Origin of the sequence: Acidovorax sp. (assembly GCF_034519795.1) — a bacterium.
In the GTDB taxonomy this organism is placed as follows: Bacteria; Pseudomonadota; Gammaproteobacteria; order Burkholderiales; family Burkholderiaceae_C; genus Acidovorax.
This window is the reverse complement of record NZ_JAXHOB010000022.1, coordinates 1-16,761: the sequence shown is the minus strand read 5'-3', so window position 1 is coordinate 16,761 and position 16,761 is coordinate 1. Positions and strand designations below refer to the sequence as shown.

Below are 16,761 nucleotides of genomic sequence, written 5' to 3'. Positions count from 1 at the left end.
CTCAGAAGGCCTCGGCGTTCTTGTCGTCCAGCAGGCGTTCGGCGTCACGGCGGCCGAACAACCAGAACAGGGCCGGGGTCAGGAAGGTGTCAAGCAGGGTCGAACTGATCAGGCCCGAGAAGATCACCACCGCCACCGGGTGCAATATCTCGGTGCCGGGGCGCTCGGCCTCCAGCAGCAGCGGGGCCAGCGCGAAGGCGGTGACCAGGGCCGTCATGAGCACGGGGGAGAGGCGTTCGAGCGAGCCGCGCACGATCATGGCGTGGTCGAAGTTCTCGCCCTCCACGCGCATCAGGTTCAGGTAGTGGCTGACCTTCAGGATGCCGTTGCGCACCGAGATGCCCGCCAGCGTGATGAAGCCGATCAGCGCCGCCACCGACAGCGGTTGCCCCGAAATCCACAGCCCCAGCACGGCGCCCACCAGCGCCAGCGGGATGTTGGCCATGATCAGCGCCGACAGCGTGGCCGAGCGGTAGCGCGTGTACAGCACCACGAACATCAGCACCAGCGAGACGATGGCCAGCATGCCCACCAGGCGGCTGGCCTCCTCCTGGGCCTGGAACTGGCCGCCCAGGGTGATGAAGTAGCCGTCCGGCAGGCGCGTCTCGCCCACCACCTTGCGGATGTCGGCCACCACGTCGGACAGCGCCCGGCCCTGCGCGTTGGCCGAGAGCACGATGCGGCGCTTGCCGTCGTCCCGGCTGATCTGGTTGGGGCCGTCGCCGTCCTCGATGCTCGCAAGGCGCGACAGCGGCACGCGCCCGCGCGGGGTCTCGATCATGATCTGCGCCAGGCCTTCGAGTGAGCGCGCGCTCTCGGGCAGGCGAACCACCAGCGCAAAGCGCCGGCTGCCCTCCACGATCTGCGTGACTTTCTCGCCCTCCACCAGGCCCTGCAGCGTGGCCAGCACCTGCGCGGCCGGCACGCCGTACTGTGCGGCGGCGGCATGGTCCACGCGCACGGTGATCTGCGGCGCCAGCACCTGCTTTTCCACCTCCAGGTCGGCCAGGCCGTCGATGCTGGCCAAGCGCGCGCGCAGCGCATCGGCCTGGCCGCGCAGGGTGTCGAGGTCTTCGCCGAAGAGCTTGATCGCGATCTGCGAGCGCACCCCCGAGAGCATGTGGTCGATGCGGTGCGAGATCGGCTGGCCGATGGCGATGGCCGCCGGCATCTGCGCCAGCCGGCTGCGGATGTCGGCCTGCACCTCGGCCATGCTGCGTTTGAGCTCGGCCGCGGGCAGCAGGCCCACGTCGAGCTCGCTCACGTGCACGCCCTCGGCATGTTCGTCCAGCTCGGCCCGGCCGCTGCGCCGGCCCACATGCGTGACCTCGGGCACCTGGCGCACCAGCACCTCGGCCTGGCTGGCCAGTGCGGCCGACTCGGCCAGCGTCACGCCCGGGTTCAGGCGCATGCCGATGAGCAGCGTGCCCTCGTTGAACGGCGGCAAAAAGGTGGTCGGAAAGAACGGCACGGCCGCCACCGACAGCACCACCGCCACCGCGCTCACGGCCAGGGCCACACGCGGCCGCGCCAGCACGCCCAGCAGCCCGCTGCGGTAGCGCGACTTGAGCCAGGCCACCACGCGCGTGTCGCCATGGTCCAGGTTCTTCATGCGCGGCAGCAGGTAGAAGGCCAGCACCGGCGTGACCGTGACCGACACCAGCAGCGATGCCACGGTGGAGACGATGAAGGCGATGCCCAGCGGCACGAACAACCGCCCCTCGATGCCCGGCAGCGCAAACAGCGGCAGGAACACCAGCACGATGATGGCCGTGGCGTAGAGGATGCCCGAGCGCACCTCCATCGACGCGAGCTTGACCACCTCGATGGGATGCAGGCGGTGGTTCGGGTGCTTCTCGCGGTCCATCTTCAGGCGGCGCAGCACGTTCTCCACGTCCACCACCGCATCGTCCACCAGGCCGCCAATGGCAATGGCCAGTCCGCCCAGCGTCATGGTGTTGATCGACAGGCCGAAGTACTTGAACACCAGCGCCGTGATGAAGATCGACACGGGGATGGCCGTGAGCGCGATCACCGTGGGCCTGAGCGTGCCGAGGAACACGAACAGGATCACCGCCACGAACACCGAGGCACCCATGAGCTTGCCCTGCAAGGTGGTGACCGAGGCCTCGATGAAGCTCGCCTGGCGGAAGGTGACGCGCGGCGCCTCCATGCCCGCGGGCAGCGACTTCTTCAGATCGCCCAGCGCTGCCTCGATGCTGCGCGTGAGCGCAATCGTGTCGGCCGTGGGCTGCTTCTGGATACCCAGGATCACGGCGGGCTTGCCCTCGAAGCCCGCGTCGCCGCGCTTGAGGGCCGCGGCAAACGTCACCTCGGCCACCTGGCGCAGCAGCACGGGCTGGCCGTTCTTGGCGGTGAGCGCCAGGTTCTGCAGGTCTTCCAGCCGCGAGGTGCGGCCCAGGTGGCGTATCAAGTACTCGCGCCCGTTGAGCTCCAGAAAGCCCCCCGAGGTATTGGCCGAAAAGCCCTTGAGCGCGCCCGTGAGCTGGTCGTGCGTGATGCCCAGCTCGGCCATGCGCGCCGTCTGCGGCTGCACCTGGAACTGGCGCACCTCGCCGCCAATGGGGATCACCTGCGCCACGCCGGCAATCGCCAGCAGGCGCGGGCGCAGCACCCAGTCGGCGTACTCGCGCACGGCCATGGGCGTGGTGCGCTGCACGTCGATGGGGATCGCCACCTGCATGATCTCGCCCATGATGGAGCTGATGGGCCCCATGCGCGGTGTCACGCCCACGGGCAACCCCTCCTCCATGGACGACAGGCGCTCGGACACCATCTGGCGCGCACTGAAGATGTCCGTGCTCCAGTCGAAGGTGACGTAGATGAAGGACAGGCCCGCACTGGAGGTGGAGCGCACGCTCTCCACGCCGGGCAGGCCGTTCATGGTCGTCTCCAGCGGGAAGGTGATGAGCTGCTCCACCTCCTCGGCGGCCATGCCGCCGGCCTCGGTCATCAGCGTGACGGTGGGCTTGTTGAGATCGGGGAACACGTCCACCGGCGTGCGCGAGAGCGTGAAGGCGCCATAGGCCATGAGCACGCCGGCCGCGATGAGCACCAGCAGCCGGTTGGCCAGGCTGTTTTCGAGTAGCCACTTGAACATGGTGCTGGCTCCTAGCGGACCTGGTTGATCAGCGTGGCGCCCTGCGTGGCCACGCGGTCACCGGCCTTGAGGCCCGAGGTCACGGCCACCGAGGTGCCGTCCAGCGGCACGTAGGTGACCACCCGGGGCACGAAGCGCTCGGGCGCCTCCTTGACCCAGACAATGGTCTGGTTCGCGGGGTTGCGCAGCAGCGAGGCCACGGGCACCTGCACGCCAGCAGCCTGCTCGGTGGACTGCACGAACACGCGCACGGGCTGGCCCAGGGCCAGGGTGCCCAGCACCGCCGAGTCACCGGCAAACTGCAGCGGCAGCGCCTGGTCGCGCAGGCTGCGCGCCGCCCCCAGAAAGCGCAGCGGCACGCGCTGCCCGCCCACCGCCAGCGCGGCACCGGCCACGCTGTGGGCCTGCGCCGTGTCGTAGGCCAGGGCCTCCACACGCAGGCGCGCGGGATCCACCACCTCGAACAGCAGCTCGCGCGCATCCACCACCTGGCCCGCCACCGCGTTCGCCGACGCAATCACTCCCGAGACCGGCGCCACCAGCGCATCACGGGTCGCCAGGCCAGCCCCCACGGCGCCCAGGCGCTGGGTCAGGCTTTGCAGCTCGCTTTCGGCCGCCTCGATGTCCTTGCGCGGCACGGTGTCCGCCAGGTCCTTCAAACGCGCCACGCGCCGTGCCGCCAGATCGCGCGCAGCGCGCAGCTCGGCCTGCTGGGCCATCTGGTTGGAGCGCTCGATGGCGCCCGCCGTGGGCACCACATAGGCCAGCACCTCGCCCTTGCGCACCGCCTGGCCCACACCGGGCAGGCCCTTGGGCCCGGCCTCCAGTCGGCCGGCCAGCGCAGCCTGCACCTTGCCGCCGGCATTGGGGTCCATCATCACCGTGCCGGCCAGTTCGAAGGCCTTGGGGTGCCGGCCTTCGGCCGCCACCAGGGTGCGCACGCCCAGCTGGCGCTGCGCGGGCTTGGGTAAAAACACACTGCCATCGGGCTGGCGCTTGGGGCCATTGCCATCGGCGGCGGCAGGGGCGTCGCCATGGTCATGGCCTTCGCCGGCCATAGCACTCTGCGGAGCGTACAGGCCGGCGGCCACCAGCAAGGCGGCCAGGGTGCGGATCGCAAGGGAGTGCTTCATGCGGCACCTCCCACGCGGGCGGCGCGGCCACGCCGCAGACCCCACACGGCGCCCAGGGCCAGCAGCACGGCGCCCACGGCACCGGCCACCAGCGCGTTGCGCCGGCCCGCAGGCTCGGCATGGGCATGCGCAGCGGCATGCACATCGATCTCGCCAGCCAGCAGGTCTGTCTCGGTGCCGGCCACCACGGTGGCCGTGACGGGGCTCACGCCCTCGGCCAGCGGCGCGGCCAGAGCGGCCTGGAACTCGCCCTCTGCGACGCGGGTGAGGGTCACGCGCGCACCGGCAATGTCCAGCTCCAGCTGGGCCTCCTTCACGGGGCTGTTGTCGCCCGCATGGTCGAGGTAGAGCGCCAGCTTTTGCCCGTCGAGCACGCCGACCAGTTCAAACAGGTCGGAGGTGGCGGCAAAGCGCGGCAGGGCCGGGCCGGCGGCGGTGGCCGGTGCCTCGCCATGGTTGTGGCCATCGTCGGCCAGTGCCCACAGGGGCGTGAGGCCCAACACCAGGGCCAAGCCCAGTGCGGAAAAAAGAGAAGGGAGTTGCATGGTGATCACAAAAATGGTGTCGAGATAGGTAGGCTGCTCATTGCGGCAGCAGGCCCATGGCCTGGCGCAGGGTGGAGACAGCGGCTGCGGCATCGATGCGGGCACGCGCCCACTGGCGCTCGGCCTGCACGGCCTCGAGCTCCACGCGCAGGCGCGTGGGCCAGTCGGCCTCGCCCAGGCGGAAGGCCTTGTCGATGAAGCCGCGCGTGTCACGCGCCAGTACCGCATGGCGGGCCATGGCCTCGCGCTGGGCCTGCGTGGCCTTCACACGCGCCGTGGCGGCAGCCACCTCGGCAGCCAGACGGTCCTGCTCCACGCGGGCGCGCACCTCGGCATCGAGCGCGTCGGCGCGTGCGGCGATCTCCTTGGCGCGCGCCCGGTCGCCGCCGCCCAGGGGAACGCGCAGCCCGACGGTGAAACTTTGCAGATAGCGCTCGCCCGCCTGCTCACGCCCGCGCGTGGCGGCCACGGTCAACTCGGGGTTGGCGCGGGTCTGCACGGCAGCCAGGTCGGCGGCGCGGCGCGCCACCTCGGCCTGGTCCTGCCAATCGGCCACGGCGGGGTGGTCGGCGGGCAGGCCGGCGCCGGGCACGGCCTCGGGCTCTGCCCCGTCGGCCAGCTCCACGCCGCCACTCCAGACAGCCAGGGCCGCCTGCGCCACATCGCGCGCTCCGGTGGCTTCGGCCACGGCGGCTTCGGCCTGGGCCACGGCGCCGTTGGCCTGGGTCTGGTCGGCAAGCGACATGTCGCCGGCCTGGAAGCGCCGGGCCACGTCGGCCGCCAGGCGCTGGGCGTTCTGCAGCCGGTCCTGCGCCAGGCCCAGTTCCGCCTGCGCACGCTGCAGGGCCCACCAGGCCTCGCGCACGCTGGCGGCCAGTTGCAGCTGCGCGGTCAGGCGGCGGCTTTCCACGGCCTTGATTTCCGCGTCGCCCAGCGCGGCCTTGCGTGCGCGCTCGCCGGGCAACCACAGCGGCAGGGCCACGCCCAGCTCGACCTCGCGGTTGCCCTGGTTGCTGCCGGGGCGGTCGGTCTTGGTGGACAGCTCCAGCGCGGCGGGCTCGGCCGTCCAGGACGCAGTGCCGCTGCGCGCCGCCTGCGCCGATTCGCGCCGCAGCGCGGCCGACTGGGCCTCGGGCTGGCGCTCCCAGGCCCTGTCGAACAAGGCCTTGAGCGTGAGGGGTGGGGCCGGCGATGCTGCCGGTGCTTGGGCCAGCGCTGCACCAGTGGCCAGCGCCCACCCCATCGCCACGGCCATCATGGACAACCGTGGTGTGTATTTTCTTCTCGTTCGTTGCATCCGATTCCTCTGCAGTGGTGTGAACCACGGGGTTGAAATCGGCAAGGCACGATGCCGGGTGCGCATGCGCGCACCGCTGCTACCCGCAAAGGCCGCGTGGAATCGTCAGGAAGGGGCTACCCGGTGCCCCGCCTCGCCGCTCAGGCGAGGACGGACCAGTTGGGGCGTTCGGGGCGGGAGAGGGGTGGGTGGACCCAGGCCGGCGCCGCCTGGGACGCAGGGCGGCCCACCGACACCACGATGGCCTGGGCGCTGGCGCTCAGCGCCATGCCGCTGCCCGCACCGTGGCAGGCATGGCAGTCCATGTCGGCCGTGCCGGTGGTGGCCAGGGCTCTGTGGTCGGGCGTTTCGTCGGCCTTGGATGGCTCGGCCGATGCATCGGCCTGGTGCTCATGCACATGGTGGCCGAAATGCGAGGCCTGCGGCGCGGCCTCGTGCCCGCAGTACGGCGATGCCGCGGCCCAGATGGACTGGAGCGGCATGAACAGCAGCAGGAAGACGAGGAGCAGGCGGCGCATGGTGTGCGCGCATTCTAGTGACAAGATCGCGCGGCGCAGCATGCGCCACTGCGCATATCCCCATGGGGCCAAGGGCAAGACTGCGGCAGATGACCAAATCGTCATGTCGGCTTCATCCCGCCGCCACGAGAAACTGCGGCGTGCCATCGCTGGCGCGCACTTCGGAGCACTGCACGCCCCACACACGCGCAATCGCCGCGGCGTCCAGCGCCTGCTCGGTGGGCCCCACGTCGCAGCGCCCCGCGCCCATCAGCACCACGTCGTGCGCATAGCGCAGCGCCAGGTTCAGGTCGTGCAGCACCGCGACCACACCAATGCCCTGCTCCACCGCCCAGCGGCGCACCAGGGCCATGGCCTGGTGCTGGTGCGCCAGGTCGAGCGCGGCAGTGGGTTCGTCGAGCAGCAGCCAGCGTGTGGCGCCGTCAGGCCGGGGCTCCCAGATCTGGGCCAGCGCACGGGCCAGGTGGGCGCGTGCGCGCTCACCGCCCGAGAGGGTGTTCACGCAGCGCTGCGCCAGATGGGCCACGCCCGTCGCTTCCATGGCATCGTGGGCGATGCGCGTCTCCTGTCGGCTGGGCGACTGGCGGTGGGGAAAGCGCCCCATCTCCACGACCTCCTGCACCGTGAAGTCGAAGGCCACGGCCGTCTCCTGCGGCAGCACGGCGCGCAGGCGCGCCAGCTCGGGCGCGGCAATGGCCGAGAGCGCCCGGCCCCCGAGGCCCACCGAGCCCGAGCGCGGCGCGCGCTGGCCCGACAGCATGGACAGCAGCGTGGACTTGCCCGCCCCATTGGGCCCGAGGATGGCCGTGACGCGGCCGGGCGCCAGGTGCGCATGCACGGTGGCCAGGAGCGGACGCCCCGCCAAGCCGACCCCCAGTTGATCGCACACCAGCGGATCGCCGGGGTGGAGCAGGCTGGCGCTCATACCTTGCTCCTGAACTGGCGCAGCATGGCGAGGAACAGCGGCACGCCGATGAAGGCCGTGAGCACCCCCAGCGGCAGCTCGGCCGGCTTGACGATTGTGCGCGCCACCACGTCGGCCGCCAGCACCAGCGTGGCGCCCAGCAGGGCCGAGCACGGCAGCACCACGCGGTGGTCCGGCCCGGCCACGAGGCGCACCCAGTGCGGCGCCACCAGGCCGATGAAACCGATGATGCCGGTGGCCGCGGTCACGGCACCCACGGCCAATGCCGTCACCAGCACGGCCAGGCGCTTGGTGCGTTCCACCGGCACGCCGAGCAGCGCGGCCTGCGCCTCACCGAGGGCAATCGCATTGAGCGGGCGCGCCAGCGCCAGGCCCAGGCCGCAGGCCACCGCGACCACGCTGCCCACCAGGGCCACAGCGCTCCAGCGCGCACCGCCCAGGCTGCCCAGCAGCCACATCTGGATATTGCGCAACTGCTCGTCGGTGGAGATGAAATTGAGGTAGCCGATCCCCGCCAGCGCCAGCGCATTGACGGCTACACCGGCCAGCAGCATCAGCCCCATGCGTGTGCCGCCATCGGCCTGCGCCAGGCCGTAGATGAGCGCGGTGACCACCAGGCCGCCGCCAAAGGCCATGAGCACCAGGGTCCAACTGCCCAAGGTGCGCGGCAGGTCGGGCAGAAAGTGCATGCCCAGCACGATGGCCAGGGCCGCCGCCAGCGCGGCGCCGCTGCTCACGCCGATGAGGCCGGGGTCGGCCAGCGGGTTGCGGAACAGCCCCTGCATCAGCGCGCCGGCCAGGCCCAGGCCCGCCCCGGCGGCCACGCCCATCAGCAGGCGCGGCAGGCGGATGTTGACGAACACCAGGTACTCGGGCGCATGCTCGGGGGCGGGCACGGCACCCACGGCCTGCAGCAGCACCTGCCACAACTGGGCCGGAGCGATGGCGTAGGCGCCCTGCGTGCTGCCCCAGACAAAGGCCAGCAGCACCAGCGCGAGACCCAGCGCCAGCGCGGTGCGCGGGGACAGGCGCCCCGGGGTGCGCCGCACCAGGGGCTGCACGGCTGCCAACCCGCTCACGCGGTGATCGCCTGCATGCGCGCCTGGATCTCCCGCACGGTGCCAGGCAGGCGCGGCCCGAAGCCGAGCAGTTGGCTGGCCTCCATCGTCACCAGGGCCTTGCGGCGGAAGGCGGGGGTAAGCGCCAACTCGGGCCGCTGCCAGAACGCCGCCTCGCCGCCCAGCGCCTCGATGCCCTGCGTGCTGTTGAGCAGCACCTCGGGCGCGGCGCTGGCCATGGCTTCGGCCGTGAGCGGGCGGTAGCCCGCGAACTGGGTGATGGCGTTGGTGCCGCCGGCAAAGCGGATCAGCGCATCGGCCGCCGTGCCGGTGCCCGCCACCATGGGGCTGCCACTGTGCGAAAGAATGAAGATCGCGCGCGGGCGCCGTGCGGCAGTGGCCACGCTCTTTTGCACCGCCGCCCACTGGGCGTCGAGGTCGGTCTGCAGGGCGGCGGCCTCGCGTTCGCGGCCCGCCACGCGGCCCACGGCAGCCACCTTGCGCTGCACCTCGTCCCAGGTGTGGTCGGCCTTGACCAGCTCCACGCGCACACCGGCGCTGCGCACCTGGTCCAGCACCACGGGCGGCCCTGCCTCGGTGGTGCCCACCACGGCGTCGGGCCTGAGGGACAGCAGCCCCTCGGCCGAAAGCTGACGCATGTAGCCGACCTTGGCGGTCTTGAGCGCGGCCTCGGGGAACAGGCTGGTGGTGTCGGTGCCCACCAGTTGGGCCTGAGCGCCCAGCAGATAGACCACCTCGGTCAGCGCGCCGCCCAGCGAGACGATGCGCGCAGCACCCGCTGCATGGGCCCGGCCCAGCGCGAAGGACAGCGGCAACGCCGCAGCACCGCGCAGCAGATGGCGGCGTTCGATCCAACCGGTATCACGCGGCATGGGCCAGTTCCTGCAATCGCGGCAGGCGCGCCGCCAGATCGCGCCAGCCCTGCAGCTCGGCCTGGCCGGGCTTGCGCGCGCCAAAGAACATGGCCATCAGCTCGCCCGCATGGTCGAAGGCCTCGACCGAGGTCACCACGCCGTCGGCCGTGGGTTTTTCCACCAGCCACACGCTGGCCACCATGTCGGTGCGCAGGTGCAGGTTGAAACCGGGGTCGAGCACATTGATCCACTGCGCTCCGGGTGTGTCCAGTGGTTTGATGTTGTTCACGGGGCCGGTATGGATTTGGATGCAGCCACCGCTGCTGACGAAAACCATGATGGGCAGGCCGCCCGCGGCCGCCTCCTGCAGCACGGCGGTGACGGACTCCTTCGCCAGGCGCCAGGCAAACCGCCCCTCGACCAGGCGAAAGCTCTGCTGGCGCTCCACCGCGAACTTCTTCGTGAGGCCGAAGAACTCGTGCGTGTCCTGCATCGCGGCCCAGGCCTCGCGCAGGCCGGCGGCGTCGATCTCGGCATCGGGGCGCGGCACTTCGGCCAGCGGCGCGGCGCCGAACACATAGCCTGCGCTCGGCAGCGCAAAGCGCTGCACCACGGCATCGAGCGCGGCCAGGTCGGAGGCGTCACGCGTGAACACTTTGTGCACCGCACGCCCATGGGCGTTGAAGAACTGCAGGCTGCGCTGGGGCGCGCGCGCCGGGTCGCTGGCGGCCTCGGTCACGGCAAAGCCCGCATGCCACTGCGCGAAGAACAGGCGCAGGTCGATGTCCTCGCCCAGCGCCAGGCCCACCGGGCCGGTGGCCGAAATCTTGGTGTAGATACCGGTCTTCTCGTGCACCACGCCTTCATTGCGCGTCAGCGCCATCAGCGGGCCGCAAGCCTCCAGCGACTGCAGCAGCTGCAGCCACGAGCCCTGCAGAGGCACGGCCTTGAGCGGGTATGCGTGCTCGCCCGCGTGGGCCGCGATGGCCGCACCTTCGGACAGGCCCAGCGCTTCGGCGGCATCCTTGGCCCGCTTGCCCGTGGCGCGCACGGCGGCGAACTGCTCGCGGATGGCGGGCGCGGTCTGCAGGCGCATGCCGTTCGGGTCGGCGTTGTTCGTCATCAGTACCTCGCTCATTGCACGGTCTCCGGTGCGGTCAGCCACAGCGCGCGGCGCTGCTCGGCGGCCGACAGGGCCGCATTCGCGGCATCGCCCCCCTGCCCTGCACCCTGCTGGGCCCAGCGGCCCTGCAGGCTCCAGACCACGGTGCGAAAGTGCGGCGTGAAGCCCTCGGCGTCGGCCAGCATCTGCAGGTTGGCGGTGATCTTGCGGCCCATCGCATCGCGGTGGCTGTCGCAGCACGCCTGCACATAGCCCGTCATCAGGGCCAGGGTGCCGGCCAGCAGCGCCTCGGCGCAGGGCAGGCTGTATTCCTCGTCGCAGTGGGCGCCGGAGGCGGGGGTATCCGGCATATCGTTGGCGTGGCTCATGGTCTGTCTCCTTCCGCGGTGGGTTTGAGAAAGTGGCTCAGAAATCCGCCACCAGCGAGACGCGCACGGCGCGGCCCGGCTGGCTGTAGGCGTCGATGAAGCTGGCGTTGGCGGCCAGGCCGCGCACGTCGGCCCAGCGCCAGTGCTTCTTGTCGGTCAGGTTGTAGATGCCGGCATTCAGGCGCAGGTCCTTGCGGATGCGCCACTGGCCCGACAGGTCCAGCACCGTGTACGAGGGCGTGAGGTACTGCGTGCTGCCCGTGGCCAGGGTCACGTCCTCGGCCTTCTTGGCGGCAGCGTGCGTCATGTCCAGGCGCACCATGAAGGCGCTGGTGTCATAGCGCACACCGGCCGTCAGGCGCGATGGGTCCACGGTGTTGACCGGCTTGCCGGTGGCGGTGTCGCGCCCGCGCGTCTGGCCGTAGGCGAACGGCGTGCTCCACTGGCCGCCGGCGAGGCTGCCCCAGCGCACGTCGCCCTTGATCTCGAAGCCGTTGAGCTTGACGCGGCCGATGTTGACCGACTGGAACACCAGCGGGTTGCCCGGCGCGCCGGTGCCACCCACCTGGCGCAGGTCCTCGATGAAGTCCTTGTAGCGGCCGGTGAAGGCGGCCGCCTCGATGGACAGTGCGTCCATGCGGCCGCGCACGCCGACCTCGAAGTTCTGGCTCTTCTCGGGCTTGAGGTTGCCGTTGGGCACCGTCTTGTAGTTGCTGACCGGGTTCTCGAAGAAGGCGTTGACCTGGCCGGCGTTGGGCGCACGGAAGCCCGCCGCGTAGTTGCCGAACACGCTCCAGGCATCGGTGGCGCGGTACAGCACGCCGAGCTTGGGCGATGTGGCATTGCCCGACAGCGAGACCGCCTGCGCGCCGAAGCCGCTCTGCTCGGCCTTGATGCGGAAGGTGTCGAAGCGCACGCCGGGCGTCACGCTCCAGGGGCCGTTCACGATCTCGTCCTGCACATACAGGGCGGTGCTGGTTTCGGTGGTATCGGGAAAGCGCTTGAGCGGGAAGGTCTCGCCCACGGGCGGCGTCACGCCGTCCTGCAGGTTGGTGACCTTGGCAGACGCATGGTCGATGCCGTAGGTGATCTTCTGCACCCAGTTGCCGCCCGTGCGCAGCACCTTGCTGCCCTGCACATTGGCCTGCCAGCTGCGCTCGTCGTAGGTCACGTCGCGCACACGGTCGGCGGCGGTGCTGCGGTCCTCGAAGGCGTACTCGCGCGAATGCGCGTCCTGAAAACTCAGGGTGGCCTTCACATCGTCGGCGAAGCCTGCGTTCAGGCGCCAGTGGCCTTCCCACGTGGCACGCGTGCGCTGCATGTCGGTGGAAGAATGGGACGACAGCGTGGACGTGGCCGCCAGCGGCGGCTTGGCGCGCGCGGTGAGCAGCTCGTAATCCGAGGTCTTGTCCACGTGCTCCAGCGTGAACACATGGCGCTGACCGCCGCCAGGCGTGAGCACCACCTTGCCCAGCAGCGCACCGCACTGGTCCTTCTGCGGGTTGGGCAAGGTGCGGTCAGCGTTGGCCGCAGCGTTGGTACCCATGTTGTCGAGCTCGCGGGCGCGGTTCACGCTGCCGCTGACCAGCCACTGCACCGTGTCGTTGACGCGGCCGGCCACCGTGGCGCCCAGGCGCTTTCCATGGTCGTCGCCGTCGTAGCCTGCGCTCACCTGGCCGCCCAGGGTCTTGCCGTCCTGGAGGAAATTCTCGGGGTCCACGGTGATGAAGTTCACCAGGCCGGCCATGCCGTCCGAGCCGTACAGGGCCGAAGTGGCGCCGCGCACCACCTCGATGCGCTGCAGCAGGCCCATGTCCAGGTAGTCGCGGCCGAAGGCGTTGGCGCTGAACACGTAGCTGCGCGGCAGGCGGATGCCGTCCACCATCATCAACACGCGGTTGCCGTCCAGGCCGCGGATGTTGAAGCCCGCGTTCTGCTCGCGGCCCGTGGAGCCGCTGGCCAGCGAAAAGCGCGCGGGAGAGCGCGTGACGGAGACATTGGGCAGCTCGCGCACCGCATCGCGGATATCGCGCACCTGGCCTTCTTCGAGCATGCGTGCATTGATCACGTCGATGCTCATCGGCAGCTCGTCGGGGTTCTGCTCGCTGCGCGAGCCGCTGATCACCACCTCCCTGAGCGCGGGACCTGCCGCCACGAGCTGCGCGTCAGCCGTGGCCTGCGCATGGGCGCCGGTGAAGGAGGCACACGCCAGCGCGGCCAGCCAGGCCAGCGGACGGAGTGCGAAACGGGGGAATTGGTCGATTGGTTGCGCCACGGCAGGAAACCCTTTTTCTCTGAGACGGATGGAAACAGAGCTGGCTTCGGACGCCGGGAGGCCCCTTTCCAAGGGCTGGCAATGGCTGGCTACAGGCGCATTATATGAGAATAATTATCAATACGAATTGAATCTGAGCATTGCCCAGTCCATAAAGCAGAAACGGGAGCCCGAAGGCTCCCGTTCATTCCATGCTGGGCCTGCAGGTTCACGCAGCCACGGCCTCGGGCACTGCCTCCGCCGTTGTCTTGGCCAGCACCGGCATGCGGATCAGGTGGTCGAAGGCGGCCAGGGCAGCCTTGGAGCCATCGCCTGCGGCAATGACGATCTGCTTGAACGGCACCGTGGTGCAGTCGCCTGCTGCGAACACGCCGGGCAGGTTGGTGCGGCCATGCGAGTCGACGATGACCTCGCCGAACCTGGACAGCTCCACCGTGCCCTTGAGCCATTCGGTGTTGGGCACCAGGCCGATCTGCACGAACACGCCTTCGAGCGGTACCAGGTGCTCTTCACCCGTCGCCCGGTCCTTGTACTTGAGGCCATTGACCTTGCCGTCGGCACCGGTGATCTCGGTGGTCTGTGCGTTGGTGTGGATGCTCACGTTGGGCAGGCTCTTGAGCTTGTTGACCAGCACGGCGTCGGCCTTGAGCTGGTCGGCGAACTCGACCAGCGTGACATGCGCCACCAGGCCGGCCAGGTCGATGGCGGCCTCGACACCCGAGTTGCCGCCGCCGATCACCGCCGTGCGCTTGCCCTTGAACAGCGGGCCATCGCAGTGCGGGCAGTAGGCCACGCCCTTGTTCTTGTACTCGGCTTCGCCGGGCACATTGACGTTGCGCCAGCGCGCGCCGGTGGACAGGATCACCGTCTTGGACTGCAGCGTGGCGCCGTTGGCCAGTTGCACGCCGATCAGGCCGCCGGGCTCGCTGGCGGGGATCAGCTTGTCGGCGCGCTGCAGGTTCATGATGTCCACGTCGTAGGCACGGGTGTGGGCTTCCAGGGCAGCGGCGAACTTGGGGCCGTCGGTCTCCAGCACCGAGATGTAGTTCTCGATGGCCAGCGTGTCGTTCACCTGGCCGCCGAAGCGCTCGGCCGCCACGCCGGTGCGGATACCCTTGCGGGCAGCGTACACCGCAGCGGCGGCGCCGGCAGGGCCGCCGCCGACGATGAGCACGTCATAGGGCGCCTTGGCCGACAGCTTGGCCGCGTCGCGGGCAGCAGCGCCAGTGTCGAGCTTGGCGATGATCTCCTCGACCGACATGCGGCCCGAAGCGAAAACCTTGCCGTTCATGAACACCATGGGCACGGCCATGATCTCGCGGTCGGCCACTTCCTGCTGGAAGGCACCGCCCTCGACCACGGTGGTCTTGATCCTGGGGTTGAAGATGGACATGAGCGACAGCGCCTGCACCACGTCCGGGCAGTTGTGGCAGGTCAGGCTCATGTAGACGTCGAACTCGAAGTCGCCATCCAGCGCGGCGATCTGCTCGATCACCTCGGGTTCGACCTTGGGCGGGTGGCCGCCGGTCCACAGCAGGGCCAGCACCAGCGAAGTGAATTCATGGCCCAGGGGCAGGCCGGCAAAGCGCAGCGAATTCGTGCTGCCCACGCGCTGCAGGCTGAACGAGGGCTTGCGCGCATCCTGGCCGTCGGTGCGCAGGCTGATCTTGTCGCTGCGCAGGGACTGGATGGTGGTCAACAGCTCCAGCATCTCGCGCGAGGTGGGGCTGTCGTCCAGGGAGGCCACCAGTTCGAACGGCTGCGTCACGCGCTCCAGGTAGGCGGCAAGCTGGGTCTTGAGTTGGTCGTCGAGCATGGTGGTGTCCTTTCGAGTTCTGGCTTGTAGGGTGGGGGCCAAGGCGGCTTGTGGCAAGCCTGGGTCCGCAACAGAGCGTAAAAAATGGGCGAAAAAAAGCCGGACGGCATGGCGCACGCGCGCCATGACGCTGTCCGGCTGGGGAGCGGCCCCAAGGCCGCTCTGCCGATGCAATCAGCCGATCAGATCTTGCCGACCAGGTCCAGCGAAGGAGCCAGGGTCTTGGCGCCGTCGTTCCACTTGGCGGGGCACACTTCACCGGGGTGGGCGGCGGTGTACTGGGCCGCCTTGAGCTTGCGCACGGTTTCCTTGACGTCGCGGGCGATTTCGTTGGAATGCACTTCGGCGGTCTTGATGATGCCGTCGGGGTTGATCACGAAGGTGCCGCGCAGTGCCAGGCCTTCTTCAGCGATGTGCACGCCGAAGGCGTTGGTCAGCTGGTGCGTTGGGTCGCCGACCAGGGGGAACTTGGCCTTGCCCACGGCGGGCGAGGTTTCGTGCCAGACCTTGTGCGAGAAATGCGTGTCGGTGGTGACGATGTAGACCTCGGTGCCGGCCTTCTGGAACTCGGGGTAGTTGTCGGCAGCGTCTTCGATTTCGGTGGGGCAGTTGAAGGTGAACGCGGCAGGCATGAAGATCAGCACGGACCACTTGCCCTTGAGATCGGCTTCGGTCAGGTCGATGAACTCGCCCTTGCCATTGCGGTTGACGAAAGCGGTGGTCTTGAAGGGTTGAACTTGCGTGTTGATCAGGGACATTGCTGTTTCCTTAAGGGTGGTTGAACTGACTACGGAATGAAGTTTAGGCCTTCTGAGGCCATCAATCCAATTAATTGATTTGATTGAATCAATTGCCTATGACTATACTAAGAAACCCGGCCCTGCGTCTGTTGCGGGTTGAAAGCGGCTGTTTCAAAGGCGTCCGGGCTCCCATCCCGGACTGTGGCCCCGTTCTGTGAAACCCTGGCGAACGTCTGCAGCCCCCTGCCGGTCGCCTGCGGCGGGACGCACCGGCCACAAACGCGAACACAACTCAGCATCACACGCAGCCAATACACAAGTAAGGGGGCTTGCCTTGCACGCAGGCCTTCGCCTTACGACAATCAGCGGCGAAACAACATAACAAGGAGTCTCCCCATGCAAGGCGACGCACAGGTCATCGGCCATCTGCAGGCCCAGCTCAAGAACGAGCTCACTGCCATCAACCAGTACTTCCTGCACTACCGCATGCTCAAGCACTGGGGCTTCGACAAGCTGGCCAAGAAGGAGTATTCCGAGTCCATCGGCGAGATGAAGCATGCCGACGTGCTCATGGACCGCATCTTCATGCTCGACGGCCTGCCCAACCTGCAGGACCTGGCCAAGCTGCAGGTCGGCGAAGACGTGCCGGAGATCCTGGCCTGCGACCTGAGCTCCGAAAAGGGTGCCCAGGCCACCATCAAGGACGGCATTGCCCACTGCGAGACCGTGCGCGACTACGTCTCGCGCGACATCCTGCAAAAGATCCTCGACGACACCGAGGAGCACATCGACTTCCTGGAAACCCAGATCGAGCTGATCGCAAAGGTCGGCCTGCAGAACTACCTGCAGTCCCAGATGAGCGAAGAGGACTGAGCTTCTCCCATTCACGAGTCGCCCCGCGAACACAAGAAGAAGCAGACTCGGCCATAAAAAGACGGACGAATCAGCGCCAACGTCCAACACCCAC

At 69.0% G+C, this 16,761-nt stretch carries 14 protein-coding genes; 1 reads left to right on the top strand and 13 read right to left on the bottom strand.

All coding sequences use genetic code 11. The features are described 5' to 3' along the window. Window position 1 precedes the first annotated feature (1 nt). From U5N23_RS25950 to ahpC, 13 genes are all read right to left on the bottom strand, one after another. Complete coding sequence (locus U5N23_RS25950) at window positions 2-3,121, bottom strand: efflux RND transporter permease subunit (protein WP_322595601.1); 3,120 nt, start codon at window positions 3,119-3,121, stop codon at window positions 2-4. A gap of 11 nt (window positions 3,122-3,132) precedes the next feature. Further along, a complete protein-coding gene (locus U5N23_RS25945; RefSeq protein ID WP_322595600.1) occupies window positions 3,133-4,254 on the bottom strand; it encodes an efflux RND transporter periplasmic adaptor subunit in 1,122 nt (373 codons plus the stop codon). Continuing rightward, on the bottom strand, window positions 4,251-4,799 hold the full coding sequence (locus tag U5N23_RS25940; RefSeq protein ID WP_322595599.1) for a hypothetical protein: 549 nt from the start codon (window positions 4,797-4,799) through the stop codon (window positions 4,251-4,253). The genes U5N23_RS25945 and U5N23_RS25940 overlap by 4 nt, the downstream gene beginning before the upstream one ends. 37 nt (window positions 4,800-4,836) lie before the next feature. Beyond that, window positions 4,837-6,057, bottom strand: a complete 1,221-nt coding sequence (locus tag U5N23_RS25935; RefSeq protein ID WP_322595598.1) for a TolC family protein — start codon at window positions 6,055-6,057, stop codon at window positions 4,837-4,839. A 179-nt stretch (window positions 6,058-6,236) separates the two neighbouring features. Further along, window positions 6,237-6,614: a hypothetical protein gene (locus tag U5N23_RS25930; protein WP_322595597.1), complete on the bottom strand. Its 378-nt coding sequence runs from the start codon at window positions 6,612-6,614 to the stop codon at window positions 6,237-6,239. A 112-nt stretch (window positions 6,615-6,726) separates the two neighbouring features. Further along, window positions 6,727-7,539 (bottom strand): heme ABC transporter ATP-binding protein, encoded by an 813-nt coding sequence (locus U5N23_RS25925; protein ID WP_322595596.1) that lies wholly within the window; start codon window positions 7,537-7,539, stop codon window positions 6,727-6,729. After that, entirely contained in the window at window positions 7,536-8,618 is a 1,083-nt protein-coding gene (locus tag U5N23_RS25920) for an iron ABC transporter permease (protein ID WP_322595595.1), read from the bottom strand. Before U5N23_RS25920 ends, U5N23_RS25925 begins: the two co-directional genes overlap by 4 nt. Further along, window positions 8,615-9,490, bottom strand: coding sequence for a heme/hemin ABC transporter substrate-binding protein (locus U5N23_RS25915; RefSeq protein ID WP_322595594.1), 876 nt, complete (start codon window positions 9,488-9,490; stop codon window positions 8,615-8,617). The genes U5N23_RS25920 and U5N23_RS25915 overlap by 4 nt, the downstream gene beginning before the upstream one ends. Further along, on the bottom strand, window positions 9,480-10,610 hold the full coding sequence (locus tag U5N23_RS25910) for a hemin-degrading factor (protein ID WP_322595593.1): 1,131 nt from the start codon (window positions 10,608-10,610) through the stop codon (window positions 9,480-9,482). Before U5N23_RS25910 ends, U5N23_RS25915 begins: the two co-directional genes overlap by 11 nt. After that, complete coding sequence (locus U5N23_RS25905; RefSeq protein ID WP_322595592.1) at window positions 10,607-10,963, bottom strand: hypothetical protein; 357 nt, start codon at window positions 10,961-10,963, stop codon at window positions 10,607-10,609. The genes U5N23_RS25910 and U5N23_RS25905 overlap by 4 nt, the downstream gene beginning before the upstream one ends. A 37-nt stretch (window positions 10,964-11,000) precedes the next feature. Continuing rightward, window positions 11,001-13,238 carry a TonB-dependent hemoglobin/transferrin/lactoferrin family receptor gene (locus U5N23_RS25900; RefSeq protein WP_322595591.1) on the bottom strand — a complete coding sequence of 746 codons (2,238 nt, stop codon included), beginning with the start codon at window positions 13,236-13,238 and terminating at the stop codon, window positions 11,001-11,003. Window positions 13,239-13,446: 208 nt separating this feature from the next. Then, window positions 13,447-15,054 (bottom strand): alkyl hydroperoxide reductase subunit F, encoded by a 1,608-nt coding sequence (gene ahpF / locus U5N23_RS25895; protein ID WP_322595590.1) that lies wholly within the window; start codon window positions 15,052-15,054, stop codon window positions 13,447-13,449. A 182-nt stretch (window positions 15,055-15,236) separates the two neighbouring features. Beyond that, complete coding sequence (ahpC, locus tag U5N23_RS25890; RefSeq protein ID WP_179681443.1) at window positions 15,237-15,812, bottom strand: alkyl hydroperoxide reductase subunit C; 576 nt, start codon at window positions 15,810-15,812, stop codon at window positions 15,237-15,239. Window positions 15,813-16,190: 378 nt separating this feature from the next. Here ahpC and bfr point away from each other — a divergent pair, with 378 nt between their 5' ends. Next, a complete protein-coding gene (bfr, locus tag U5N23_RS25885; RefSeq protein WP_322595589.1) occupies window positions 16,191-16,667 on the top strand; it encodes a bacterioferritin in 477 nt (158 codons plus the stop codon). Window positions 16,668-16,761: the final 94 nt, after the last annotated feature.